Origin of the sequence: Lysinibacillus sp. NPDC096212, from assembly GCF_044763105.1 — a bacterium.
Lineage (GTDB): Bacteria > Bacillota > Bacilli > Bacillales_A > Planococcaceae > Lysinibacillus.
Window position 1 is genome coordinate 58043 of record NZ_JBIWFQ010000002.1, and the last position, 25525, is coordinate 83567.

General features: G+C 37.0%; 21 protein-coding genes. 16 read left to right on the plus strand and 5 right to left on the minus strand.

Features of this window, described 5'->3' with window-relative positions:
* The first annotated feature begins 29 nt into the window (after positions 1-29).
* Positions 30-1544: a GGDEF domain-containing protein gene (locus ACIQ7T_RS02015; RefSeq protein WP_402868314.1), complete on the plus strand. Its 1515-nt coding sequence runs from the start codon at positions 30-32 to the stop codon at positions 1542-1544.
* Between the two features lie 244 nt (positions 1545-1788).
* Here ACIQ7T_RS02015 and ACIQ7T_RS02020 read toward each other — a convergent pair whose 3' ends face one another.
* The 3 genes from ACIQ7T_RS02020 to ACIQ7T_RS02030 form a co-directional block, all read right to left on the minus strand.
* Entirely contained in the window at positions 1789-1935 is a 147-nt protein-coding gene (locus ACIQ7T_RS02020; protein WP_370081944.1) for a hypothetical protein, read from the minus strand.
* A gap of 179 nt (positions 1936-2114) precedes the next feature.
* Complete coding sequence (locus ACIQ7T_RS02025; RefSeq protein ID WP_402868316.1) at positions 2115-3293, minus strand: MDR family MFS transporter; 1179 nt, start codon at positions 3291-3293, stop codon at positions 2115-2117.
* Positions 3294-3685: 392 nt separating this feature from the next.
* Positions 3686-3907, minus strand: a complete 222-nt coding sequence (locus ACIQ7T_RS02030; RefSeq protein ID WP_036118795.1) for a DeoR family transcriptional regulator — start codon at positions 3905-3907, stop codon at positions 3686-3688.
* 355 nt (positions 3908-4262) lie between these two features.
* Here ACIQ7T_RS02030 and pepV point away from each other — a divergent pair, with 355 nt between their 5' ends.
* The 7 genes from pepV to ACIQ7T_RS02065 all read left to right on the plus strand — a co-directional run bounded on the left by pepV (position 4263) and on the right by ACIQ7T_RS02065 (position 12211).
* A complete protein-coding gene (pepV, locus tag ACIQ7T_RS02035; protein WP_402868318.1) occupies positions 4263-5669 on the plus strand; it encodes a dipeptidase PepV in 1407 nt (468 codons plus the stop codon).
* A gap of 27 nt (positions 5670-5696) precedes the next feature.
* Entirely contained in the window at positions 5697-6551 is an 855-nt protein-coding gene (gene dat, locus ACIQ7T_RS02040) for a D-amino-acid transaminase (protein ID WP_402868320.1), read from the plus strand.
* Between the two features lie 354 nt (positions 6552-6905).
* Complete coding sequence (locus ACIQ7T_RS02045) at positions 6906-7910, plus strand: nuclease-related domain-containing protein (protein WP_370075811.1); 1005 nt, start codon at positions 6906-6908, stop codon at positions 7908-7910.
* A 3-nt stretch (positions 7911-7913) separates the two neighbouring features.
* Positions 7914-8846 (plus strand): diacylglycerol/lipid kinase family protein, encoded by a 933-nt coding sequence (locus tag ACIQ7T_RS02050; RefSeq protein ID WP_402868322.1) that lies wholly within the window; start codon positions 7914-7916, stop codon positions 8844-8846.
* Between the two features lie 111 nt (positions 8847-8957).
* Complete coding sequence (gene trmB, locus ACIQ7T_RS02055; protein WP_370075807.1) at positions 8958-9605, plus strand: tRNA (guanosine(46)-N7)-methyltransferase TrmB; 648 nt, start codon at positions 8958-8960, stop codon at positions 9603-9605.
* Positions 9606-9616: 11 nt separating this feature from the next.
* The gene (locus tag ACIQ7T_RS02060; protein ID WP_370075805.1) at positions 9617-10480 is read left to right on the plus strand and encodes a YtnP family quorum-quenching lactonase; all 864 of its coding nucleotides are present in this window, start codon (positions 9617-9619) and stop codon (positions 10478-10480) included.
* Positions 10481-10984: 504 nt separating this feature from the next.
* Complete coding sequence (locus ACIQ7T_RS02065) at positions 10985-12211, plus strand: carboxylate--amine ligase (RefSeq protein ID WP_370075803.1); 1227 nt, start codon at positions 10985-10987, stop codon at positions 12209-12211.
* 81 nt (positions 12212-12292) lie between these two features.
* Here the strand turns inward: ACIQ7T_RS02065 and ACIQ7T_RS02070 are convergent, their stop codons facing one another.
* Positions 12293-12607 carry a hypothetical protein gene (locus ACIQ7T_RS02070; RefSeq protein ID WP_323655168.1) on the minus strand — a complete coding sequence of 105 codons (315 nt, stop codon included), beginning with the start codon at positions 12605-12607 and terminating at the stop codon, positions 12293-12295.
* Positions 12608-12892: 285 nt separating this feature from the next.
* On the opposite strand from ACIQ7T_RS02070, the gene ACIQ7T_RS02075 reads away from it, so the two are divergent.
* The 8 genes from ACIQ7T_RS02075 to ACIQ7T_RS02110 all read left to right on the plus strand — a co-directional run bounded on the left by ACIQ7T_RS02075 (position 12893) and on the right by ACIQ7T_RS02110 (position 23021).
* Positions 12893-13969 carry a M42 family metallopeptidase gene (locus ACIQ7T_RS02075; RefSeq protein ID WP_402868325.1) on the plus strand — a complete coding sequence of 359 codons (1077 nt, stop codon included), beginning with the start codon at positions 12893-12895 and terminating at the stop codon, positions 13967-13969.
* Between the two features lie 75 nt (positions 13970-14044).
* Positions 14045-14566 carry a DUF84 family protein gene (locus tag ACIQ7T_RS02080; RefSeq protein WP_370075799.1) on the plus strand — a complete coding sequence of 174 codons (522 nt, stop codon included), beginning with the start codon at positions 14045-14047 and terminating at the stop codon, positions 14564-14566.
* 440 nt (positions 14567-15006) lie between these two features.
* Positions 15007-15831 carry a DUF1444 domain-containing protein gene (locus ACIQ7T_RS02085; protein WP_370075797.1) on the plus strand — a complete coding sequence of 275 codons (825 nt, stop codon included), beginning with the start codon at positions 15007-15009 and terminating at the stop codon, positions 15829-15831.
* Positions 15828-16442 (plus strand): YtpR family tRNA-binding protein, encoded by a 615-nt coding sequence (gene ytpR, locus ACIQ7T_RS02090; RefSeq protein WP_370075795.1) that lies wholly within the window; start codon positions 15828-15830, stop codon positions 16440-16442. The genes ACIQ7T_RS02085 and ytpR overlap by 4 nt, the downstream gene beginning before the upstream one ends.
* Before the next feature lie 441 nt (positions 16443-16883).
* Complete coding sequence (locus ACIQ7T_RS02095) at positions 16884-20228, plus strand: DNA translocase FtsK (protein ID WP_402868328.1); 3345 nt, start codon at positions 16884-16886, stop codon at positions 20226-20228.
* A 227-nt stretch (positions 20229-20455) separates the two neighbouring features.
* Complete coding sequence (gene murC / locus ACIQ7T_RS02100; protein ID WP_370075791.1) at positions 20456-21769, plus strand: UDP-N-acetylmuramate--L-alanine ligase; 1314 nt, start codon at positions 20456-20458, stop codon at positions 21767-21769.
* Positions 21770-21880: 111 nt separating this feature from the next.
* Entirely contained in the window at positions 21881-22387 is a 507-nt protein-coding gene (locus ACIQ7T_RS02105) for a DUF948 domain-containing protein (protein WP_370075789.1), read from the plus strand.
* A gap of 133 nt (positions 22388-22520) precedes the next feature.
* Entirely contained in the window at positions 22521-23021 is a 501-nt protein-coding gene (locus ACIQ7T_RS02110) for a YtxH domain-containing protein (RefSeq protein WP_370075787.1), read from the plus strand.
* 52 nt (positions 23022-23073) lie between these two features.
* Here the strand turns inward: ACIQ7T_RS02110 and ACIQ7T_RS02115 are convergent, their stop codons facing one another.
* The gene (locus ACIQ7T_RS02115) at positions 23074-25227 is read right to left on the minus strand and encodes a cell division FtsA domain-containing protein (RefSeq protein WP_370075785.1); all 2154 of its coding nucleotides are present in this window, start codon (positions 25225-25227) and stop codon (positions 23074-23076) included.
* Between the last annotated feature and the right edge of the window lie 298 nt (positions 25228-25525).

Genomic DNA, 25525 nt, shown 5'->3' on the forward strand with positions numbered 1-25525 from the left:
GATGGTGAAAATAAGTAGAGGACAAGTTAATGAAAAACCTAAGAATTAAATTATTAATATCTTTAATTGCCTTTGCATTAATACTAGTAGGTGTAATTTTTTACGTTAATAGGCAAATACTTACTGAGGATATGAAAAAACAAGAAGTCATGAATAGAACATTAATTGAAAACCATATTCTTAAAGATATGCAGGCTGTAGATAATGCACATTTTTATTTTGATCAAAATCTCTCTGACAAAATGGAAGAAGTACTACGAAAACTAATTACTTATTATAAAGAAAACCCACATATAGCGAAGTGGGATTTACAGAAAATAAAAAGCGAAAATGGAATGGATGTGTACATACTCGACCAATCAAATACCGTAATTTATACAACTTTTGAAAAAGATAAAGGTTTAGCTTTTTCTCAATGTTGCCACCGTTTTTCTACTTTACTAGACAAACGTCGAGCAAGCGGAGAATTCTACACTGATGGTATTGATATTTCAACAACTACTGGGGGATATCGAAAATTTGGCTATTTAGCAACACCTGACAAGAAATATTTATTCGAGGTAGGTATAGACTTACTTGATGATCCTGTATTCCAAACTTTTAACTTCGGAAAGACTGCTGACTATCTAATAGATAAATATGCAGATTTGTTAGAAGTACAAACGATAAATGCGGGTGGGGTTTTCTTTGATGATTCTAAATCTCATGAAATAACTGTAAAAGATCAATCGAAAATGTTTCAAGAGCATTTTGAGCTAGCCAAAAAAACGATGAAGCCAACGGAATATCAAAAGGGGTTTAATAATGGTTATATTGAAAAGTACCGTTTTATACCATACGAAGCTGAAGCGGTTCGGGGAGAATCCTCGAAAAGAGTTGTATATGTGAAATATGGTAATTTCACAGAAATGAGAGCACTAACTAAAAATACAAAGCAGTTTCGAGTATTGCTTTGTATTGCCTTAGTAACTTCTTTCATCATGCTATTAGTCATCAACAAACTCCTTTCCAAAACGATTCATCTTGCAACATATGATCCTTTAACAAATGTTTATAATCGTGCTACCTATATTAGTAAAACGGATAAATTATTAAGACATAGGAAGACGAATCAACCGGGTTTATTGCTGTTAGATTTAGATAATTTTAAACAAGTAAATGATCGGTTTGGACATGTTGAAGGTGATAAAATTCTGATTGAAACAGCGAGAACTTTAAAACAAGAAGTGGGGAAGAATGGCTTTGTTGTAAGATTTGGTGGAGATGAATTTGCAATTGTTTTATATGATACGAAGGATGAATGTATGGGAAGATTAGCAAATTCTATTTTGGAGAAAATTCATCACTTGAAGTATGAGGATAAAGTTTCTATTGATAGATGGTCTGTACTTTCAGTCAGTATGGGCGGTGCTATTTGCATTCATCCAGATGAGTCAGAAAGAAGCTTATTTGAGCGTGCAGATAAGGCGTTGTATCAATCGAAAAATGCTGGGAAAGACCAATACACCAGTTATGAAGAAGCTCCTGCTAATGAAGAAAGCTAAAGCCACTTCCAATTTTTAAGGATAAAATTATATGCTCGCTCCATTCTTATTAGAGAGTCCAAGCAAGAAGTTAAAGCCTCCGAACGCAATTTGCCGAGGCATAATTGATATGCTTGAGATTCGCTGATAGAAATGGAGCGATTTTTTGTCAGAAGTTAAAATCCGTAAAAGCTTTATTACTTACATTATTTTGGCTCATCACCAAAAGTTGTGGATGACATTTGTTAAAACATATGCCATGTATTTAAGTTGATTGAAGTGAAGACTTGGCGACTACTTGGGGATCAGCATCAGACCCTTGAGCGAGGACATAGGGGAACGAAGGCTTAAAACCATCACGTCCTGTGATAACGCCTTCGTGACCAACATCGTGTTTGCCCAAGCGGCTCATCGGACGCCCCCAGAGGAAGCTTTGCTTTGTGCGAAAGCGAAGCGACAGCAACAAGGGTTTTATCTGTGCGAAAGCGAAGCGACAGCAACAAATGTTTTATCTGTGCGAAAGCGAAGCGACAGCAACAAGCCCCCAGTCGAAACGGAAATCAACCACACACATTATGATGATGAGCCACTTTATTCCTTGTGGTGTGTCTTAAGCTTTGATCTATAAAATAAACAACTGCATAAAACTAGAACTGCAATGACCGCAAACATTGCGTTCATATAATGTGTTAGCAGCCACCCGCCAATAATTGGTCCAATAAAGCCCCCTAAATTTTTAAATTGAGCTGCTCCTAAATAAGTTCCCTTTTGTGTATCAGGCGCAATTTCATCAATCATGACATTCATAGTCGGAAAGGCGAAAATTTCACCAATCGTGAATATAATCATAGCGATAATATATAACGGATAGTTATTTGAGAAGCCGAATAATAAAAGACCAAACACGAAGAACAAAACCCCTACTAATAGAGTAGCTGCCGATGAAAAACGTTCTGAAAGTATACTAATCGGTAATTGTAGTAATAACACAACTGCTGCATTTATTGAGATTAGTAGAGAATAGAGTTTGGCACCATTTTCAATTTTGAGTTCAATGATTTGTGGCAATGTGGAATCAAATTGAGAGTAACCAATATTTATTAAAATTGCCCCGAAAATAAAGCTTAGTAATACACGATTCGTCAATAGTATCGTAAAGGTTTGCAGTATTTTCGTTGGTGTTGAAGCTTTTGGTTGTTGCATTTCATAGCGATTTAACACGAAAAATAAAAATACAGCATAAATAATATACATAGTTCCTGTCAGCATGAATGGAATACTTGGGCTGGACAATTGAGAAATATAAACACCAATAATAGGACCGATAACAGCAGCTATGTTAATGGCTGTGTAACGAAGTGAAAACAATCTTTTTCGTTTATCAGCAGGAGTAAAATCAATCATTAATGCCTGTGTCGAGGGTTCAAAGAAGGAGCGACATAAGCCATTAAGGGCGTTCAATGCTACAAAGAACCAAATCGTTTGTGCTGTTGCAAAGCCAAAGAACACAATGCTCCAAACAATAATCGTAAGCAAAATGACGTTTTTTCTACCAAATCGGTCAGTTAAATAACCGCCAAAGAATCCGCCTACAGTGGAGATTAACGGTGCAATACCAATCGTCAAGCCTATTTGTAAAGGGGATGCTTCAATTTCATTATGTAAGTAAATTGCTAAAAAGGGCATTGCCATAAAACTTGCAATACGTGTGAAAATAGTTCCCCCTAAAATAATCCAAACTAGCGGATGAAACAGTTTGGGAAGTTTCATAGAATCCTCCTCTCAAAATGTAGAATGTTTCGATTTTAACGGATTGTTAATCAATTGTAAATAGTCAAAAAACATTTGAAGATAACGCTGAGAAAACGAATGTTACAAAAATACATGAATTGTTAGCAAATAAAGGGCTCCAATCAATTTATATACATGGCATACTTTTAAAATAATGTTATCCTCAACTGTTGATGATGAATACCGTAAATAATGAATTTCATGATTAGTGGAAATTTCACTAAAAGTAATCGCAAACTTTTGAGAGGTATTTGCTTGGAAGCTTGAGAAATTGTGGGGAATCAAAAAATAGTAGAAAACAAAAAAAGAATGACCACGACGAAAGGTCATTCTTTTTCCATACAAGATGCTTTACGTGTTACACGTAAAAACTAAGACGTCATTTTTACTTTTTTCTTCGTCGTTGTCCATTTGCCTCGACTTGGACTCATCACCAAATCGTTAAAGGCTAACACGTTCAAATCTCTTTGAACGGTGCGAGGAGTGATACTAAACTCTTCGACTAAATCCTGTGTAGACACGGTTCCTTTGTCTAAAATAAACATGTACACATCTTTAATACGATTAAGCATTCGATCAGTAGTTGGTTTCATAAATGAACCACTCCTTCATCTTAATTCTCTTGGCAAAGACTAGCGGACGACAATATGTGCGGAGTGCACTTAGGCTAATAAGTAGCTGCCTTAGACATCCCCTTTTCTAATTTTATATTCAGAAAAATCATTCTGATAATTTCATTATATAGAAAAGCTAGTCGATTTTCTAGTGAATGCAAGGGAAATTTACAATTAAGACATAAAATTTATACTGTATTTTGTGGGAATAAGTGAAAAACGTGCTATATGTGGTAGTGTTCGAAGTAAGATTTTGAAAAGTTGTCAGAAAGATGATTGTAATTTATGTTGTTAAGAGTAGAATAATGTTATTACTTTAGAGGAGGTCCATCATATGGATTGGTTACAAGCTGCAAAGGAAAGACAAGATGAATTGATACAAGAGTTACAGGAGCTTGTGCAAATTAATAGTGTTCTTGATGAGAATACGATCACTACTGAAGTACCTTTTGGTGATGGTCCATTAAAGGCTCTGGAATGGTTATTAGCAAAGGGCCAAGCTGAAGGTTTGCAAACTAAAAATATTGATAATTATGCAGGTCACATACAGATGGGTGAAGGTGACGATTTATTAGGTATTTTATGTCATGTTGACGTGGTACCAGTTGGTGATGAAACAGATTGGACATACCCACCCTTTAGCGGCACTGTAGCAGATGGTAAGCTATTTGCTCGTGGCGCAATAGATGATAAAGGACCAACAATTGCGGCATGGATGGCAATGAAACTTGTTAAAGATGCAGGCGTTGAGCTTAATAAAAGAGTACGTATGATAATTGGTACGGATGAAGAAACTGGCTTCCGCTGTGTCGACCACTATTTTAAACATGAGGAAATGCCGACGATTGGATTTGCACCAGATGCGGATTTCCCGCTCATCAATGCTGAAAAAGGCATTGCCGAGCTAGTGTTCTCTCAAAATAAAACAGGTGATGCTTCGAAAGAACAGCTATTACTATTTAATGCTGGAAAGCGACCAAATATGGTACCGGATTTTGCAAAAGCAACGGTGCAGTTCGTTTCCTCACAATTCGAACAGAATTTTCACGCATTTTTAAGTAAAAATCAGCTAGAAGGGTCTTTATTAATCGAGGGTTCTCGCTATATAATAACTATCAAAGGTAAGGCAGCCCATGCAATGGAGCCGGAAAAAGGTGTCAATGCAGCTGTTTATCTTGCAGCATTTTTACAACAAGAGTTGACGACAGAGGCAAGTAAACAATTTGTCGACTTTACCGCAGATGTTTTTTATCAAGATCATTATGGTAACAAGCTTGATTTACAATTCGAGGATGAAATGTCTGGTAAAACTACATTAAATCCAGGTATTGTGACCTACGATGTGGCTAAAGGTGGCAGCATGGTCATTAGTATGCGCTATTCTGTCTCATATCCGTTTGATGAAAAAATCACGGAAGCACAACGCTTAACTGTGGCAAAAGGATTTTCATTGGATATTCAAGATGACTCTAAACCTCATTATGTAAGCGAGGACGATGCATTTATCCAGACTTTAGCAGATATTTATAGACGTCAAACCGGAGACTATGAAACACCTCTACTGTCTACTGGTGGTGGTACGTATGCGCGTGTCATGAAAAAAGGTGTAGCATTTGGCATGCTGTTCCCAGGTGAACCTGACGTAGCGCATCGTGCGGATGAGTTTGTCGTCATTGAAAATCTTATAAAAGCAACAGCTATTTATGCTGAAGCAATTGTTGAACTTGCAGGAAACAAATAAATTAAAGATGAAAAGGATGAACGAAGCATGGCATATTCATTATGGAATGATCAAATCGTTGAAGAAGGATCAATTTCAGTATCTCCAGAAGACAGAGGTTACCAATTTGGTGACGGTATTTATGAAGTAATTAAAGTTTATAACGGAAACATGTTCACAGCACAAGAACACATTGATCGTTTCTATGCGAGTGCCGATAAAATTCGTCTTGTCATTCCGTATACTAAAGACGTATTACACAAATTATTACATGATCTTATCGAAAAAAATAATTTGGAAACGGGTCATATTTACTTCCAAATTACACGTGGTACAACTTCTCGTAATCATATTTTCCCGGATACAAGTGTTCCAGCTGTATTAACAGGGAATGTTAAAGTTGGCGAGCGTTCGTATGAAAACTTTGAAAAAGGTGTTAAGGCTACCTTTGTCGAGGATATTCGCTGGTTACGTTGTGATATTAAATCATTAAATTTATTAGGTGCTGTACTGGCGAAACAGGAAGCATCTGAAAAATGCTGCTATGAAGCTATTTTACATCGTGGTGACATCGTAACAGAATGTTCATCAGCAAATGTTTACGGCATTAAAGATGGTAAGCTTTATACACACCCTGCAAATAACTTCATTTTAAACGGTATTACACGCCAAGTTATTTTAAAATGTGCTGAGGAAATTAATTTACCAGTTATTGAAGAACCAATGACGAAGGCTGATGTATTAACAATGGATGAGGTAATTGTGTCATCTGTATCTTCTGAAGTAACACCTGTTATCGATGTTGATGGTAACAAAATTGGTGCTGGAGTTCCAGGTGAATGGACTCGTAAATTACAGCAAGCATTCGAAGTGAAATTACCGCTTTCTATTAATGCGAAATAAATAAATCCTTTAAGAGAACTACCTAAACTTGGGTAGTTCTCTTTTTCTATAGAGCAAATTATGGATGTTTTATCCTGAAACGTCATGTAAAATAAAAAGGATGAATGAGTTGTAGAATGATCGCTATCGGAATTTAAAGTTAAAGAGCAAATGTCGATGTAATGAATGCAAATGTCTATTTATCTTTATTTAGTAATTTTTTATGTAGCGAAAGCATAGTGCTAATGAAGCTACAGCTATAACTACAACTACATTATGCCAAGGAGAAAATTGATACTTCGATTTGCCTTCCGAGCAGTTGTAGGGAGATTAGCAAATTAGATATAGGGCGAGTAAGATTGGAGTGACCTTAACATGGCGCAATTGGTGAAAATACAAGATTATATTTCACGCTATCAGATTGATTTAGCAAGATATCCAACTCAATTTGTACGCTTAAAGAAAAGTCAATGGGAGCGTGTTAAGCGACAGTGGGAGTTAGGAGAAGAAATTAGTGAGTGGCAACATACCGACGACGATTCAGAAAATGATTCTTTCGCAGAAAAAGAGAGATTTTCTTTATTCAAAAAGATATTTGCAGGTCGTCAGAAGGAAGAAAATGAGGACGTTGAACAGATCGAAATATCGAATGAACTAGTAAGTGATGAAGATAGCATACCTGAAGAAGAAACGACTTTAACATTTGAACCAAAAATTGTCTACGCACCACAATCTATTCATGAATTAAAACGAATGTTTATCGATCAATTTTTCCATTTCCAAATGAAATGGGCAAGTTCAACATTACGTGAAAAGTCGTATGTTGATCCTCGTTTTATGCGTGATCCATTACTACGAAATTTATTGCAAAAATTACCGGACAATTATTTACTTTTTTATTATCCTATTTTACAAATTAGAAAAGCACCTATAGAGCTGGATGTCGTACTAATGTCACCGACAGAATGTATATGTATAACAGTGCTGGAAGCAGAAAATCAAGCAGTTTATGTTGGAGGCAGTGAGCGATTCTGGATCAAAAAAGTAGGAACGAAGGATTCAAAAGTCCTTAATCCAATGATAAGTTTAAATCGTATGGAGTCTGTATTAACTCAATTATTTATGCAGGACGATATAAATATGCCAATTCGTAAGGTTATTTTATCCCAGAATGGCTATTTCGATTATCCAGGGTCACCTTATGGAATTCAATTTGTTGATCGTCGAAATTATGGAGAGTGGATGGAGCATTTAAAGAAAGTATCCTCTCCTATGAAACATATGCAAATTCGTGCTTCTCAAACGATTTTAAACAACGTACAAACAACATCTTTTAATCGAGATATTTGGAAGCAATCTTCTCAACCAGCCGGGGATTAGTGAATGCAAGTATTATTTATTGTGAATGAAGCAGCAGGGCACGGCAAAGGTAAGAAAGTTTGGCATCACCTTCAACAACAATTAACAATGAACTATGAAGTCGCTTTTACAGAATATGAGGGGCATGGACAGGAACTTGCAAAAAATTGGGCGCAAGATGCTCAAACCAAAAAATTAATTGTTATTGTTGGCGGTGACGGCACAATACATGAGATTGTTAGTGGCTTTGTACATAATAAATTTATAGTTATTGGTGTAGTCCGTGCTGGTTCCGGAAATGATTTCGCACGATACTTTACTACATTTCAAAATGCTTTTCAAATTGAAAGCTATATACAAAAAGAAATGGCTAACCTCCAAATGGATGTTGGTACCGTTCAATTTGGAGATCAACTGCACGAAATATTTGTTAATAATGCTGGTGTGGGCTTCGATGCATTTGTCACAAAAAGAATTAATAAATCCCGTTTGAAGCTTTACCTCAATAAAATCGGGCTCGGCAAGCTATCCTATGCTGCCGCCGTTGTAAGAGGGTTATTTAGCTTTAGATGTTTTGATGTAACTATTCGTACAAACAATCAAGAATGGCAATTTAAGCAGGCGTGGTTTGTTGCGATGAGCAATCAACCTTATTTCGGAGGTGGAATGAAAATTTCCCCATCTTCTAAACCAGATGATGGACAAGTCGAAATAACAATCGTTCACGGTATTTCACGCCTTAAATTGCTACTAGTTTTTAGCACGGTTTTTTTTGAAAAGCATACAAAATTTAAAGAGGTTACTTTTTTGCAAGGCAATCAATTTAACATTTTCGTGCACGCAAATAACGTTGATGCTCATACGGATGGTAATTATATCGGAGAAATTAGAGAGGGAACGGGGATTCATTGTACAGTGCAACGTAATGCTTGGCAGGTTATATCAGACGGGCATTGAAGATGGCCCATCACTAAAATATCATTTCGCAATAATTTCATGCGAATTTTATGGTTATACGTTATACTATAAAAAATCAATAATTTCATGAGAAAGAAATGAGGAAAAAAATTGAGATTAAGAAATAAGCCTTGGGCGGAGGAAATGATTACGAGTCATCCAGAGGTGATTGTTCCGAATCCTGAAGACTTTAAAGGTAATTGGCAGGCTGTTTTTGGAAATGACAACCCGCTACATATTGAAGTAGGTACTGGGAAAGGTCAATTTGTCACAGGTATGGCCTTACAAAATCCGGATATAAATTATATTGGCATTGAGCTTTATGACAGTGTAATTGTTTGTGCATTAGAAAAAATTTTAGAGGCTAAATCTCCAGCGAATTTACGATTATTAAAAGTAAATGGCGCAGATTTATATAAATATTTTGGAAAAAATGATGTAGAGCGTGTGTATCTGAATTTCTCAGATCCTTGGCCGAAAACGCGCCATGCTAAGCGACGTTTAATGCACGGGGATTTTTTGAAATTATATGAGTCGATTTTAGTGGATGAGGGGGAAATCCATTTTAAAACGGACAACCGTGGTTTGTTTGAGTATTCATTAATGAGTATGTCTGAATATGGTATGTTACTAAAGTATGTATCACTCGACCTACATGCGAATATGCCAGAGGATAATGTTATGACTGAATATGAGGAGAAATTTTCTGCTAAAGGACAGCCAATTTATCGTCTAGAATCGCAATTCTTTACTAAATAGGGGGAGTATGGATGGATCAGTTAAAGTTTCACAATATGTCATTATCATGGCTAAACGGGGGTGTCACTTGCCTTGATGGCGGTGCTATGTTTGGAGTTGTACCAAAACCACTTTGGTCACGCAAATATCCAGTCAACGAAAAAAATCAAATCGAGCTACCAACTGAGCCGATTTTAATTCAATATGGTGGCAAAAACTATCTTGTTGATACTGGTGTTGGCTTTAACAAATTAAATGAAAAACAGCTACGAAACTTTGGGGTCACTGAGGAATCAACATTAGCGGCTAGCTTACAGGAGCTAGGATTAACAACAGCTGATATTGATGCAGTATTAATGACGCATTTACATTTTGACCATGCTGGAGGTTTAACGCAATGGGAAAATGATGTACTTGTACCAACATTCCCAAACGCCAAAATCTTCGTAACGAAAATCGAATGGGAAGAAATGCGTGAGCCGAATATTCGCTCGAAAAATACGTATTGGAAAGAAAACTGGGAGCCAGTTCAGCACTTAGTAGAAACGTATGAAGGTACGTTAGAGGTAGTTCCGGGTATTGAAATGATCCATACGGGTGGTCATAGTGATGGACATGCCATTATAAAATTAACTCAAAATGGCGAGGTATTATTGCATATGGCAGATATTATGCCAACACATGCACACCAAAATCCATTATGGGTTTTAGCGTATGACGATTATCCAATGACGAGTGTCTATGCGAAGGAACGTATAATGAAAGAAGCACTTGCGAATGGCTACGGCTTTATTTTCTACCATGATGCGTATTACCGCATGATTAAATGGGATGAAACAGGTAAAGAAATTGTAGATAAGCTAGAACGTAGTAGACAAGCTGTTATTACATTCTAATTAATAGAACGTGTGAACCTTTTGTGTTCGCACGTTTTTTTCATCGTGTTGAAAACGATTGTGTCAATAAAATTAAGGTAATTAAATAAAGTATCGCTCTTTGGCAAAACTAGGGTTTGATTTCCGTTCCGACTGGGCGCTTTCCTGGGGGCGTCCGATGAGCCGCTTCACTCGCGTTGCTCGTTCCAGGGTCTCATCTGTGACGCTAATCCCCGAGGAGTCGCCCATTCTCCACTCCAATCAAACGCTTCACATAGTATGTATCTCGGGTATGTCACTCTAATTTATAGTGATAAAACGGAACTTCACTTATTGTTTTATGCAAACGTAAGCTATGTGATAAAAATTATTGTAGTTGTATAGTAGGAACAGAAATTAACTTAACGTTATGAAGATATGCTTAATTGTCTATACCCCATTTTTTTGACACTTTTCTCGTGAACATCTTGGAAAATATGATACACTAAAAACTATACTAAAACACAAAAGAGAGTTGAAATTTACATGGCAACTGAGCAACCATTTTTACCAGTATTATTAGGATCAGATATGAATGCATATGGTATGGCACGTGCATTTTATGAAGCATATGGCATTAAACCACTAGTATTAGGACGTTCACATTTAACGGCAACGCAAGATAGTCATATCATAAATTTCGAAGAGATTGATCGCTTAAATGAACAGGATGTATTTGCACCTGCACTTGCAAAGGTCGCAAAAAAATATTCTGATAAAAAACTACTGTTGTTAGCTTGTGGAGATGATTATGCAAAGCTTATTATCAAAAATAAGCCAGCATTGCAGGAACATTTTACAGTACCATACATTGATGAATCACTTATGGATGAAATTTTATTAAAAGAAAATTTCTATAAAATGTGTGATAAGTACGATTTTAAATATCCAGGTACGACGACTGTAACAGCAGACAATTACGAAAACTTTACACCACCATTTGATTACCCAATTATTTTAAAGGCATCGAACTCGGTGGAATATTGGGCATGTAAATTCCCAGGTAAGAAAAAAGTTTTCGTTGCGAATGATGAAGCTGAAAAAACAGCTATTTTAAAAGCAATCTACAGCTCAACTTATCAGGATACAATGATTATTCAAGAATTCATTCCAGGTGATGATTCGTATATGCGTGTATTAAATGCGTATGTAGGGAAAGATGGCAAAGTGAAGCTAATGTGTCTAGGAAACCCAATCTTAGAAGAGCATTCACCTGAAGGAATCGGTAGTTATGCAGCCATTGTTACAACATACGATAAAGAATTAATGGATCAAGTACGTTCCTTCTTAGAGGATATCGGTTATACAGGCTTTGCAAACTTCGATATGAAATACGATATGCGTGACAAACAGTATAAGTTGTTTGAAATTAACTTACGTAATGGTCGCTCTAGTTATTATGTAACAGCAAGTGGTCATAATTTAATGAAATATGTAGCTGATGACCATATGTTAAATATTGAACAGGAAGTAACTTATGTTCAGGACAAGCATTTATGGATGATTATTCCTAAGGGTGTTCTGTTCAAATATGCATCAAATGAAAAGCTTAAGCTAGAAGCGAAAAAATTAATTCGTGAAGGGAAATATACAAACTCTCTTTACTTTAATCAAGATATGAATGCGAAACGTTGGGTGAAGCTAACATTAAATAATTTAAATTATTATCGCAAATATAAAAAATACTTCAACAATAAAGGATTGTCTGAGTAAAACAAAGAAGCCATCTCAACTAACTGAGATGGCTTCTTTTGTAGGGTTCTATAATATTTGTTCGTGTATTGCTGAGTAAGGTTACACTTCTGTTAGCTCTACTACTACACCTGAGCGAGCGTCAGCAGCAAATTCAAATGTTTGCATTTCGCCCTCGTTCATACGAGAGATACCTCCACGATATACAGGAATAGTCATAATGCCGTTTGAGAAATTGTCTGTCTTCATAAAAATCCAAGAACCGTCAATCGGTGAATCCTTTTTAAATTCCTTTTTTATGTTTTCGAGTACTTGTCCTGCAGGTACATACGGAGAAACCTTTTCACTTGCTTCTTTAACAATGACTGCGGCAGCTAGGCCAGTAGCAACACCAATTAAAAAATCACGTAATTTCATGCTTTTTTCCTCCTTTTTCTATAGCTCCATTTTAACATAGCATACAGAGTGAATGCACGTTCACACTTTAGCACTTTTTAGGAAATGTATCAATATTTCGGATTTGGAAATTGCACGGAGGCTTCGCTTTTGCACTGAGCAAATTTTGGATAAACTTCGAAGAGAAACTACACTTTCATTTTATCTTGCGGCTCATTGAAAAATGGGAGTTTTCTGCTGAATATAGATAAATATGTTACAATGGCAAAGGAAGAATATTCTACTTCGTGGGGAGAGAGAGTCATCATGAATGAGGAAACATTACAATTATTTAAAACACTAACAGAATTACCAGGCGCGCCGGGAAATGAACATGCGGTACGTGCGTTCATGCGTTCTGAGTTGGAAAAGTACTCGGATGAGATCGTTCAGGATAATTTAGGGGGTATTTTCGGTGTGAAGCATAGTGAAATTGCTGATGCACCAAAAGTGTTAGTTGCTGGTCATATGGATGAAGTGGCATTCATGGTTACTTCTATTACTGATAATGGGATGATCCGCTTTCAAACATTAGGTGGCTGGTGGAATCAGGTAATGCTAGCGCAACGAGTTGAAGTGTTTACTAAAAATGGTGCGATTCCTGGCGTGATTTCATCAATACCACCACATTTATTAACAGATGCTGAACGTTCTAAACCGATGGATATTAAAAATATGCTTATAGATGTTGGCGCAGACAATAAAGAAGATGCTATTGCACTTGGCGTTCGTCCAGGTCAATCAATTATCCCTGTCTGCCCATTTACACCAATGGCAAATCCGAAAAAAATTATGGCCAAAGCTTGGGATAACCGCTATGGCTGTGGATTGGCAATTGAATTGATGAAAGAAGTAAAAGGTGAAAAGTTAGCCTCGCATTTATATGCAGGTGCCAATGTAATGGAAGAAGTTGGTCTGCGAGGTGCTCAAGTGTCCGCAAATATGATTAAACCAGATTTATTCTTTGCTCTAGATGCTTCACCTGCAAATGATATGTCAGGAGAAAAAAAACAATTTGGTCAGCTTGGAAAAGGGACATTATTACGTATTCTTGACCGTACGATGGTTACACATAGAGGCATGCGTGAATTCATCTTAGATACTGCGGAAACGAATAATATCCCTTATCAATATTTTGTATCACAAGGTGGTACGGATGCAGGACGTGTACACACGGCAAATGACGGCGTTCCTAGTGCAGTAATTGGTGTTTGCTCACGCTATATTCATACATCTGCTTCAATTATTCATATTGATGACTATGCAGCTGCAAAAGCTTTAATTGTGGAACTAGTGAAAAAAGCAGATCGTTCGACATTAGCAACGATTCGCGCTAATGTATAATGTGATTCCGCTGGAAGAAGTTAAAAGATGCCTTTAGGGGCATCTTTTTCTATGCGAAGAAAGAGGGATTAGAAAATGAACATAACTATTGGAACAACAAACAAAGCAAAAACAGAGGCAGTTGAAGTTATAGCTAGAAAATATTTTGATAAACCAAATTTCACCTACGTCAAGGCAGCTTCGCAAGTATCTGATCAACCGATGACTCATGAAGAAACACGATTGGGAGCAATAAACCGTTCGAAAAACGCAATCAAAGAGACGGGTGCTCAATTATCGTTTGGATTGGAGGGTGGAGTGACTGAAATAGATGGTGTTATGTACGTTTGTAACTGGGGAGCACTTACAGTTTCAAATGGCACAACTTATACAGCTGCTGGCGCACAAATTATATTACCAGAAGAAATTGCCCAGGAAATAAGAGCTGGGAAGGAACTTGGGCCTGTAATGGAGCACTTTACACAACGCCGAGATATCCGACAAGGTGCGGGAGCTGTAGGTGTTTTTACTCAAGGGTTAGTAAGTCGTCAGATGATGTTCGAGCATATAGTTTCGCTTCTTATTGGCCAATATTTATTCACATTAGCACATGACTAGTTTCTGTTGATTAGTGATAATGGAATAGTGAAGTTGCAACTTTAAAATAATTTTTTAAAAATAGAAAAATATATGATAATTTACATGAGATGACGAAAATCGTTCATTCGGTTAAGATTAAATAATTGGATAGTTTTGAACAGAACGGTTTACAAACATGTGAGCCGTTTTCTCTTCATTTAACTTCTTTCAGCAATTATTTTCTGTAGCGCAAAAAACATTTGTTGGCCCAAAGCCGATTCCGGACGCAATTATGCCAAGGCATAATTGATTATATTAAGTTACAATAGACTCCTATCTATAGTTGATGGACTAAATAAGGGTGAAGGATACCCAGATTTGCTGGAGTAAACGTCACATTCTGCGACAATTTATTTCTGCGCGTCAGCGGTAATTACACCAAAAATATAAATTAATTTAGAAGAAAGGGTATGAGCTAGGTGAAACAAATTAAATCAGAACAACTTGTGACCCTATTAAAACAACAATTGAATGAGGAAAAGTTTGATTTTGAATTTGATAAAAAGCACGATAAATTACGCCTAAACCATAAAAAAATTGGTAAAGGAATGGAGCTATCTCTACCAGGCATTTTAGCAAAATATAATGACAAGCAAGGGGCTGCAATCGATGAAGTTGTTTATACAATCGAGCAAACCTTTAATGCTATGGAACAAGAAATGGAACAGGGATTCCAAGATATTACAAAAATTTATCCAGTTATTCGCGCAACATCCTACCCTAAAGCCTCGAAGGAGGGGCATGCATTCATTACTACTGAACATACGGCAGAAACACGTATTTTTTATGCGCTTGATTTAGGAAAAACCTATCGTTTTATTGATGAATCCATGTTAGAGGTACTACAATTAACAGTAGAGCAAATTCGTGAAATGGCACGATTTTCCGCAAAGCAACTGCCAACAGTTTATAAAAAAGATGAAGTTGCAGGGAATATTTTCTATTTTGTTAATGCTAATGATGGCTACGATGCAAGTCGTATTTTAAATGAAAGCTTTTTGAAAGAGATGCAGACGAACATTGAAGGTGACATGACGTTATCTGTGCCACATCAGGATGTATTAATAGTAGGTGATATTCGTAATGAAACAGGGTATGATGTATTAGCGCAGATGACGATGCATTTCTTCGCTGTCGGTACTGTACCGATTACGTCATTATCTTTTATTTATGAAGACGGGGAGCTAGAACCGATCTTTATATTAGCAAAAAACAGAGTTAAAAAGGAGCAAGAGAAACAATGAATGTATTTTACAACAAAGAGCATGTAGGAGATGTATTGCTAGTACAATTAGCAACAGAATCAATCGTGAAGACGGAGTTAGAACGTGCGGGTGATATTGCTATATTAAAGGAAGCACAAACGGGAGAAATTAAAGCATTTAATTTATTTAATGCCAGCAACTATATTCAAACTGATGCAAAAGGTCTAGTAGAAGTTACTCCAGAATTAGTAGCTCAACTAGAGGCAGCTATTGCAAAAAATGGAGCCGTAATCAGCCTTGATGTAGATTTTTCTCCAAAATTTGTTGTTGGCTATGTAGAAACAAAGGACAAGCATCCAAATGCTGATAAATTAAGTATTTGTTCTGTAAACGTAGGTGAAGAAACATTACAAATTGTATGTGGTGCGCCAAATGTGGAAGCAGGTCAAAAGGTTGTTGTAGCTAAAATTGGTGCGGTGATGCCTTCTGGAATGCTTATTAAAGAAGGTAATTTACGTGGTGTTGAATCATACGGTATGTTATGTTCAGCACGCGAATTAGCAATACCAAATGCACCTTCTGAAAAAGGAATTTTAGTATTACCTGAAGATGCGAAAACTGGTAGTGCGTTTGAGGCACCAACTAGATAAAGCCATAGGAAGCACTTTAGCTGTGCGAAAGCGGAGCGGCAGCAACAAATGTTTTCTGTGCGAAAGCGCAGCGACAGCTACAATTTGCTAAGTGAAAATTGATTATATGTACTTAAAATCGTTATGCTACTATTATGCTAGTAACATAACGATTTTTTTATGTAGAATGAGCCTCTTAATGCAAGTTTCTGTTACATTTTTATGGTATGCTTTTTGTTATAGACATTTAACTTCTTTCAGAGGTCTCCTACCTCTATAGGTGGTGAGATGAATGCAGGTTTAGGCTACTTTTCAGTGGGTGTCCAAATACCCGCTAGAAATAGAGGAACTCAGTCTAGTGACCACATCGTGTTGGCCCAAAGCCTTCGGACGCAATTATGCCGAGGCATAATTGATTTAGTTAATGCTATAAATGAAGTGTAAGAGAAATGAGTGAACAAAGTGAATTGGTTAAAAAAACAAATGAATAAATTTATAAATAAAGATGACAATGATTACGAATATGAAGAGTTTTATGATGACTATGAAGAAGAACAATCCGAGCAGTTGCCTTCATATAAAGAAGCAACTGTAGCAAAGCAAAAAACTTTTCGTTTTCCGTTAATAGAGGATGAGGAATTTTCGGCTTCACCATCATCACCACCATCAAAAGAAGCATTCAATCAAATGGACGATACTTACTCCGGACAAATTGAAGATTTATCGCTACCGAGGCATTTAAATAATCATATTGTAGATTCGAGTGTTTATGATATTGAGGTTTCAGGTATTCGAGATCTATTAGCAAATCGGACGAAGAGAACTGGTAGAACGACGATTACACGAAGTCAGCCTGAACAGGAGAACCGTTCAAAAGCAAGTCTTGTTTTTCGAGATGCGCAAAATGAGGTACCGACGCCACCTAAAAATACGAATTATCAATTAGAAAAAGCAGATGAAAGTGTTTTACCCGAAAATCGCAAGCGTTTTGTACCAAGTGATGTTCCGTCACCAGTCTATGGTTTTTCTAAGCCAAGCCCAATTGAGCAATTATTAGAGAAACGGAAGGAAGAGCACGACAAGAAAGAGTTAGAAATACCTACTGCTTCTAAGTCTTTAAAAGAAACGACAACAAATGAGACTAATGAAAATATACTAGAAGAAAAAGAGCCTATTAGCGCAGTTCGGAAAGATGAACAGCTTGAAAACCCTGAAAAAATTGAAGTACCTGCAATGCAACCGATTACTTTTGAAGATAAATTAACAGACGAAACAAATGATCATAGTGAAAAAACGACGACGGAATTACCTGTACCGCAAACAACTTCTTTTGCTGTAGAATTTGAAAATCAAGTGAAAGAAGCCGTTCAACATGAGCTGAATATTGAACAACTATCATCTGACCAATCAGAAATCCATGTAAAAGAAGTAGTTGTAGAACAAGTACAAATCGAAAATTCTACCATCCACATTGGTGAAGTTACAGTAGTCCAGCCACCAATGAATGAAGATGATAAGCAAGATGTGTTGCAGGAACAGTCTTTAGAAGAGCAATCTGTAGAAAAGAAAGAAAAAAGTGGCATTCCATTTAATGTTTTAATGCTAAAAACTGATAAAGAGAAATGGAGAATCCAACAGCAATTTAAAAATATGAAGCCGACATCAACAATTGTTGAAATAAATCAAGAGGAACAGGAGCCTTCATCTGAGCTTATTAATTCGGGAGTAGAACATCAATTAGTGACATCTGAAAAAGAACAAATTCCACAATCTATAGATATGGGGATTAGTGAGCTAGAGATGGACAATAAAACAACTCCACAGTTGACGAAGGAAAACGAGTTTTCTATTGAAAATACTACTCCATCTGAAAAAGAACAAATTCCACAATCTATAGATTTAGAGATAAGCGAGTTAGAGGTGGACAATAAAACAGCTACAGAGTTGACGAAGGAAAACGAATTTTCTATTGAAAATACTATTCCATCTGAAAAAGAACAAATTCCACAATCTATAGATTTAGAGTTAAGCGAGTTAGAGGTGGACAATAAAACAGCTACAGAGTCGACGGAGGACAACGAGGTTTCTATTCAAAATACTGTTCCATTCAATGCTGCAACAGAGAGTGTCTCAGTCATTACAATGGCACCAGTCACATCAATGTCTAACGTTTCGACATTAGAAAAAACAGTGATTGATGTTGAGAGCTTCGACGAAATTTCAGCAACTACTGAAATGGACGTAGAAACAGCTACTGAACAGAAGCTTACTACCGAGAATATAGATATTCCTGAGGTGAATTTTATTGATACGGAGGAGTATCCGGAGCAACCTTCCATATTAGATGAAACATTAGTAGAAGTTCAAGTACAGGAAACACCTCGAAAACCTGTTCATGTGTATCAAAAGCCAGATGATGAGTTTTTAGAGCCACCTGAGGAAAAAACACAAGATACTGAGTGGATGGAGCAACAGGGAGATACATTGGTCGAAGCTTTGTCTTATTTCCAAGTCTCAGCTCAAATAGAATCCATTATGCAAGGACCTGCCGTGACACAATTTGAAATAACCGTGAGTCATGGTACAAAGGTTAGCAAAATCCGCAATCTATCAGATGATTTGAAGCTTGCATTGGCAGCGAAAGACATCCGCATCCAAGCACCGATTCCTGGGAAGAGCTCAATTGGCATTGAGATACCGAACCGTGTATCTCGCGCTGTTCGATTATCAGAAGTGACAAATAGTGCTTCTTTCCTCGAGTCAGATTCACCGTTAGAAGCAGCATTGGGTCTGGATTTAACAGGGAAGCCTGTAACTATTGATTTACGAAAAATGCCACATGGATTAATTGCCGGAGCTACAGGTTCTGGTAAATCGGTTTGTATCAATTCAATTTTGGTTAGTTTATTATATAAAGCTGCACCACATGAATTAAAGCTGATGCTTATCGATCCTAAAATGGTAGAATTAGCACCGTTTAATCATATTCCACATTTAGTTAGCCCGGTCATCACCGATGTTAAGGCTGCTACAGCTGCACTGAAATGGGCAGTGGAGGAAATGGAGCGTCGTTATCAGTTATTTGCACATGCGGGCGCACGTGATATTACACGTTATAATGCAATTGCGGATAAAAATAATGAACATAGCTTAAAATTACCATATATTCTAATTGTCATTGATGAATTGGCAGATTTAATGATGATGTCTCCTGCAGATGTAGAGGAGGCGATTTGTCGTATTGCTCAAAAGGCACGTGCTTGTGGTATCCATTTAATTGTTGCAACTCAAAGACCGTCTGTTGACGTTATTACAGGGCTTATTAAATCAAATATTCCTACACGTATTGCTTTTGCGGTATCATCACAAATCGACTCACGTACAATTTTAGATGCGCAAGGTGCAGAAAGATTGCTTGGACGAGGCGATATGTTATATTTAGGTAATGGTATGTCTGCTCCGGTGCGTTTGCAGGGGACATTTGTGACAGATGATGAAATTGAAGCGATCATTGAGCATGTTCGTGAGCAAGGAGAGCCTGATTATATATTCGATCAAGAGGAACTTTTAAAGAAGACGGAGGTTTCCGCTGAGCAAGATGAACTGTTCGAGGATGTATGTCGATTTGTTTATGAGCAGGGAGGAGCTTCTACGTCCTTAATTCAGCGCAAATACCATATTGGCTATAATCGTGCTGCTCGTTTAATCGATATGTTGGAATCGCATGGCTTTGTGTCTGAGGCACGTGGCAGTAAACCACGAGAAAGTTACATTACAGAAGAAGATTTAATTGCTATGTTTGAATAAGAATTACATTGTTTTCGTATAGATTATCTTATTCACGTCAAAATTAGTATTTTTAGAAAAGTTACACATTTATCCTAATGCATAAATAGTGCTATAATAGACGAGATATGAAGATGAGTACGTATTTTTTAGTACTTACAAAGGTATTAATACCTAATAATTAGTGAAAAATACGATACACCTAATAGATGATAGAAGGGATATTGAATTCCCGGGGGGTTTAATTAATGACAGTTTTTCATTTCACAGGCATTAAAGGTTCTGGCATGAGTTCACTTGCACAAATCTTATTTGATGCTGGTGAACAAGTACAGGGCTCAGATGTTGATAAATATTTCTTCACGGAACAGCCGTTACGTGATCGTAATATTCCAATTTTTACATTTACCGCAGATAATATTAAAGAAGGTATGACAGTTATTGCAGGGAACGCATTTCCTGATGACCATCCTGAATTAGAGCGTGCTCGTGAAATCGGTGTAGAAGTTATTCGCTACCATAAATTTTTAGGTGAATATATCGGTAATTATACGTCGATTGCTATTACTGGTGCACATGGTAAAACATCAACAACAGGCTTGATGGCTCATGTTGTAGGTGGGTATAAACCAACTTCTTATTTAATCGGTGATGGAACAGGAGCTGGACATGAAAATGCTGACTTCTTTGTGATGGAAGCATGTGAATACCGTCGACACTTTTTAGCTTATAATCCCGATTACGCTGTAATGACTAATATTGATTTTGACCATCCAGACTACTTTGCAAACATAGAGGATGTTTATTCAGCATTTCAATCATTAGCACTACAGGTTAAAAAAGCAATTATTGCTTGCGGTGATGATGAACATCTACAACGTATTCAAGCAAAGGTGCCTGTTGTTTATTACGGTTTTGGGGCTGAAAATGATTTTGAAGCTCGTAATGTTGAAAAAACAACTAAGGGTACAAAATTTGATGTATTTGTCCGTAATGAATTTTATAGCACTTTCTTTATCCCGTTATTTGGAGATCATGCGGTATTAAATACATTAGCTGTTATTACACTTTGCCAATATGAAGGTATTTCACCAGAAATCGTTCAAGAACGTTTATACACATACAAAGGTGTAAAAAGACGTTTTACAGAAACGAATATTGGGAATAATGTTTTAATAGATGACTATGCACACCATCCAACAGAAATCCGTGCAACGGTTCAATCAGCACGACAAAAGTTTCCGGATCGTGAGTTAGTAGCTATTTTCCAACCACATACATTTACACGTACACAAGCTTTTTTACAGGATTTTGCGGATAGTCTAAGTCTTGCAGATACAGCATACTTATGTGATATTTTTGGCTCTGCAAGGGAAACACAAGGCGCACTTTCAATCCAAGATTTAGCGTCTTTAATTGAAGGCAGTGCAGTGATTACCACTGAAGGAATTGAAGTGTTAACAAAGCATAAGGACGCAGTATTTTTATTTATGGGCGCAGGCGATGTTCACAAATTCCAAGATGCTTTCGAAGACGTGCTAAAGAACAACGAAACAGCTTAGTCCGCAAGGAATAAGCTGTTTTTTCTCAAAAATGAGGAGGAATTCAGTTTTTTTTGTCGAATTTAAGGAAATGAATAGTAAAGAGAATTTTTACTTGTAGGAGGTCTAGTTATGGAAGTTATTTTGTATATTGCAGCAATTATCGCAGCAATCGGTTTTTTAATTTTTTGTGTGAGCGTTGGAATGACATTATTTTCGCTCAAACCAATCCTTAACAGTTTAGCTGGAACATTATCGGGTATTGAAGGACAAATGGAAGGTATTACACGTGAAACGACTTCCTTACTATCCAAAACAAATAGCTTGGCAGAGGATATTCAAGAAAAATCTGAACAGTTAAATTCCGTTGTTCATGCAGTCAAAGGAATTGGCGACTCTGTAAATGGTTTAAATACATCTGTACAGCAAATTACTTCTTCAATTTCTAAAACTGTGGAACAAAATGAAGAAAAAATTGCGCAAGTTGTTCAATGGAGTAATGTCGCAATTGGCATTGCAGATAAGTGGAAGAATCGTAAAATTATCGATCAGGCCAATGAGGTGATTCAAGAAGATGTTTATTCTTCTGAATCAGAGCAGTCGGAAAAACCGAAAAGAAAATGGGGCCGTAAAAAATAATTATTATTCGGTGGCATTAAATGTCAACGGAATAAAAATAAAGTCTTAAGCATATGTTGAAGAATGCATCCGCGAAAGCAGATGGACAACCAGTCTAAGCAAATTAGATAATAAGATGGGGAGGAATTGTTGCATGACAACTCAAAAGCCAAATTATAATGAAGTGAAGGAACAACAACTTGAAAGTTCATTGCCACAGCTTTATCAACCGCAAGAGTCGATCTATGAAGAGGAGCGAGTGAACATGAAGGATTTTGTTATTGGCGCATTAGTTGGGGGTATAGTAGGTGCAGCTGCAGGCTTATTACTAGCTCCAAAATCAGGGAAAGATTTACGTAGCGATGTAGCAGTACAAGCTGTTAACTTAAAAGATAAGAGTGCAGATTTCTCGACAACTGCTAAAGATAAAACGGTTCAATTATCTAAACAAATTCAAGAACAATCTACACAATTAGTAGAGAAAGTAAAAATATTAAAATCAGCAAAAGCACCAACTGTTTTTGACGATGGTACTGTTTCTTTTGAGGGTGAAGAGCCACTGGAGGATTTCATTCCTAGTGAAGAACCTAAAGCAGAGGATGCTAGTGAAAAAAAGGAACAAGCTGAAGAAAAAAGTGAAGAAGTTCGCGCATAATAGATAAAAGGGATACGCTACATCTTATCATAGATGTAACGTATCCCTTTTTTTAAGATATGGGCGCTTTTTCTAGTAAAATCTCTAATTTATCCCCGCCGAAAATCTCCATATCAAAGCTGGCCGGTTGACCATTTCGTAAAATTGTAAAATTACCTTTAAATGTAGTAGGTAGTTGCCAATTAGAGAAGCGGAACACATCCTGGTATATCCAACGACTTCGGTCTTTTTCTTTAAATGAAAGTGTTGCTCCATTTGGAACGGTTGAAAGAGGTGAAACTACTACATGATTAACGAGAACTTCGTTGGCCATCTTCTTCAGCTCTAACACTTCGTTTTGAAAGTGTATGATGATTTTATCCTCAAGTAAAACATTCATTTGGTCAGCAATCCGTTGAACAGTAGGGAATGTTTGTTGCTGAAATGTAAGTACATCACCATCTTGGACAGCATATGACATTTTAGCTGGTTTACCATTAATCATTAGATGGGCTGAAAACTCTGGTAAATAAAGTGGCTTTCCGTCCACTTGAATATAAAATGACTCAAATTGTTTTAATAACTCCCAATTATTTGTGAGCTTAAATACATCCTCGACTGTTTCGGATATTTCAAACATCACAACATCTCGATCATTTAATGCACTATCGAGTGATGCACTAGAACTATTAACAGTTATTTGTGGTTCAATTACATATTTTGTATGCTGAATTGTAATTGTTTTAATGGCAGCATCATCTACAATATCTCTCACCGTAGCATTAGCTGGCTGACCGTCTTGGCCTTCAATTAGCTGGATAGCATCGCCTGTTTTAATCATCGTTTTTGTGGATGCCTGATGACCATTCACTAAAATTTCTGCCGGCTGACCGTGACCACCAGGGATGAAAATATCTTGTCCATTTACATTCACTGATAATCCATATCCCGGTTTTCCATATAATTGCTTTGCTCGAATATTGGCTGCTAAAAATGCATCGGCAACGGTCATTTCCTTTAATTCAAAAAGGCGAACTACTTGCTCATTGACAGTTAGACTCATATATTGAATAGGCATTTTTTTTGCTGCGATGGCGATACCAATTGGGGTCACCAATTCAGGAGATGCTTTGATATGATCTTCCTTCGTTAAGTTTTGAATGGCATCAATCCCTCGAACGGCAATGCGATTGGCAGGTAAATCTAGTACCAATCCAAGTTCAGTTGTAAGATTTGGTGTTAAGCTACCTCCACCAACAAGCATTACCGCCTTAGGAGCTAAGCGATTATTAAGACGCAAAATTTCTTCCCCAATGGCTTTTGCAAGTTGCTTTACAGCGGGTTCAATTGCTTGAAGAACTTCTTCTTTCGGATAATATTGGTCAAAGCCTAAAATATCCTGTATTAAAATTTCTTCATCTGTTTGCAGTTGACGTTTCGCTTTTTCGGCAACTGGGAAGTCGAGTAAGTAGTGGTCACTTAAAGCCTCTGTTATTTCATCACCAGCTGTTGGTACCATGCCATATGCGACAACAGTACTTTTATCGGTAATGGCAATATCAGATGTACCAGCACCAATATCAACAAGCGCCACATTTAAACGACGCATTGTTGGGGGGATAAGCACATTAATAGCTGCAATAGGTTCTAATGTTAGTGCATCCATTTCTAAATCCGCGCGTTTAAGAGCCGCGATAAGTGATTCTACGACAACTCGTGGCAAGAACGTAGCAATAACTTCAATTTGTGCTTCATCACCTTGCTGATCGAGTAGGCTACCAATTTCTTCGCCATCTAAACGATAGTATAAAACTGAATAACCAACACAATAATAGTGGCTTATTTTAGCGTCTTCTTTTTGTTGAAGGAGCTGTTGCTGTGCCTGTTGAACAGCTTGCAGTTCTAAACGACTTATATCTTCTTCTGTAAAGATTGGTCGATTACGTATATTGATCGTCACGCTTGCTTGTTCTGTTTTTAATGAGCGACCAGCCGCAGCGACGCTCACTTTTTTTAAAGGACCATGCTTCTCTTCAAGTTCATGTTTAATTTCATTGATTAAATCTGCCACATACATGACATTATGTATTTGACCATCAACCATGGCGCGTTCTTTATGTTCTTTTACTAAGATGTCTTCCACGTGAAAGCGGTCATTATCTTCAGCTAAAATAATGCCTACTACAGAACGTGTACCGATATCAAGTGCAAATAATTTTGAACTCAATGTCCTCGCTTCCTTTCTAGTTATATGTTAACTTCTTTCAGCAAAATTCAGCTGGCATAGAGGAACTCAGGCTAAGAACTTCACATCCTGTGAAAGCGCCTGAGTGACCAACATCGTGTTGCTGACGCTACGCTTTCGCACAAAAAACATTTGTTGCTGACGCTACGCTTTCGCACAAAAAACATTTGTTGCTGACGCTACGCTTTCGCACAAAAAACATTTGTTGCTGACGCTACGCTTTCGCACAAAAAACATTTGTTGCTGACGCTACGCTTTCGCACAAAAAACATTTGTTACT

What these genes read in the sequence shown, in the direction of transcription:
- ACIQ7T_RS02015 (WP_402868314.1), top strand. Translation starts at nt 30, where the DNA reads ATGAAAAACCTAAGAATTAAATTATTAATATCTTTAATTGCCTTTGCA.
- ACIQ7T_RS02020 (WP_370081944.1), bottom strand. Translation starts at nt 1,935, where the DNA reads ATGAGCCGCTTGGGCAAACACGATGTTGGTCACGAAGGCGTTATCACA.
- ACIQ7T_RS02025 (WP_402868316.1), bottom strand. Translation starts at nt 3,293, where the DNA reads ATGAAACTTCCCAAACTGTTTCATCCGCTAGTTTGGATTATTTTAGGG.
- ACIQ7T_RS02030 (WP_036118795.1), bottom strand. Translation starts at nt 3,907, where the DNA reads ATGAAACCAACTACTGATCGAATGCTTAATCGTATTAAAGATGTGTAC.
- pepV (WP_402868318.1), top strand. Translation starts at nt 4,263, where the DNA reads ATGGATTGGTTACAAGCTGCAAAGGAAAGACAAGATGAATTGATACAA.
- dat (WP_402868320.1), top strand. Translation starts at nt 5,697, where the DNA reads ATGGCATATTCATTATGGAATGATCAAATCGTTGAAGAAGGATCAATT.
- ACIQ7T_RS02045 (WP_370075811.1), top strand. Translation starts at nt 6,906, where the DNA reads ATGGCGCAATTGGTGAAAATACAAGATTATATTTCACGCTATCAGATT.
- ACIQ7T_RS02050 (WP_402868322.1), top strand. Translation starts at nt 7,914, where the DNA reads ATGCAAGTATTATTTATTGTGAATGAAGCAGCAGGGCACGGCAAAGGT.
- ACIQ7T_RS02060 (WP_370075805.1), top strand. Translation starts at nt 9,617, where the DNA reads ATGGATCAGTTAAAGTTTCACAATATGTCATTATCATGGCTAAACGGG.
- ACIQ7T_RS02065 (WP_370075803.1), top strand. Translation starts at nt 10,985, where the DNA reads ATGGCAACTGAGCAACCATTTTTACCAGTATTATTAGGATCAGATATG.
- ACIQ7T_RS02070 (WP_323655168.1), bottom strand. Translation starts at nt 12,607, where the DNA reads ATGAAATTACGTGATTTTTTAATTGGTGTTGCTACTGGCCTAGCTGCC.
- ACIQ7T_RS02075 (WP_402868325.1), top strand. Translation starts at nt 12,893, where the DNA reads ATGAATGAGGAAACATTACAATTATTTAAAACACTAACAGAATTACCA.
- ACIQ7T_RS02080 (WP_370075799.1), top strand. Translation starts at nt 14,045, where the DNA reads ATGAACATAACTATTGGAACAACAAACAAAGCAAAAACAGAGGCAGTT.
- ytpR (WP_370075795.1), top strand. Translation starts at nt 15,828, where the DNA reads ATGAATGTATTTTACAACAAAGAGCATGTAGGAGATGTATTGCTAGTA.
- murC (WP_370075791.1), top strand. Translation starts at nt 20,456, where the DNA reads ATGACAGTTTTTCATTTCACAGGCATTAAAGGTTCTGGCATGAGTTCA.
- ACIQ7T_RS02105 (WP_370075789.1), top strand. Translation starts at nt 21,881, where the DNA reads ATGGAAGTTATTTTGTATATTGCAGCAATTATCGCAGCAATCGGTTTT.
- ACIQ7T_RS02110 (WP_370075787.1), top strand. Translation starts at nt 22,521, where the DNA reads ATGACAACTCAAAAGCCAAATTATAATGAAGTGAAGGAACAACAACTT.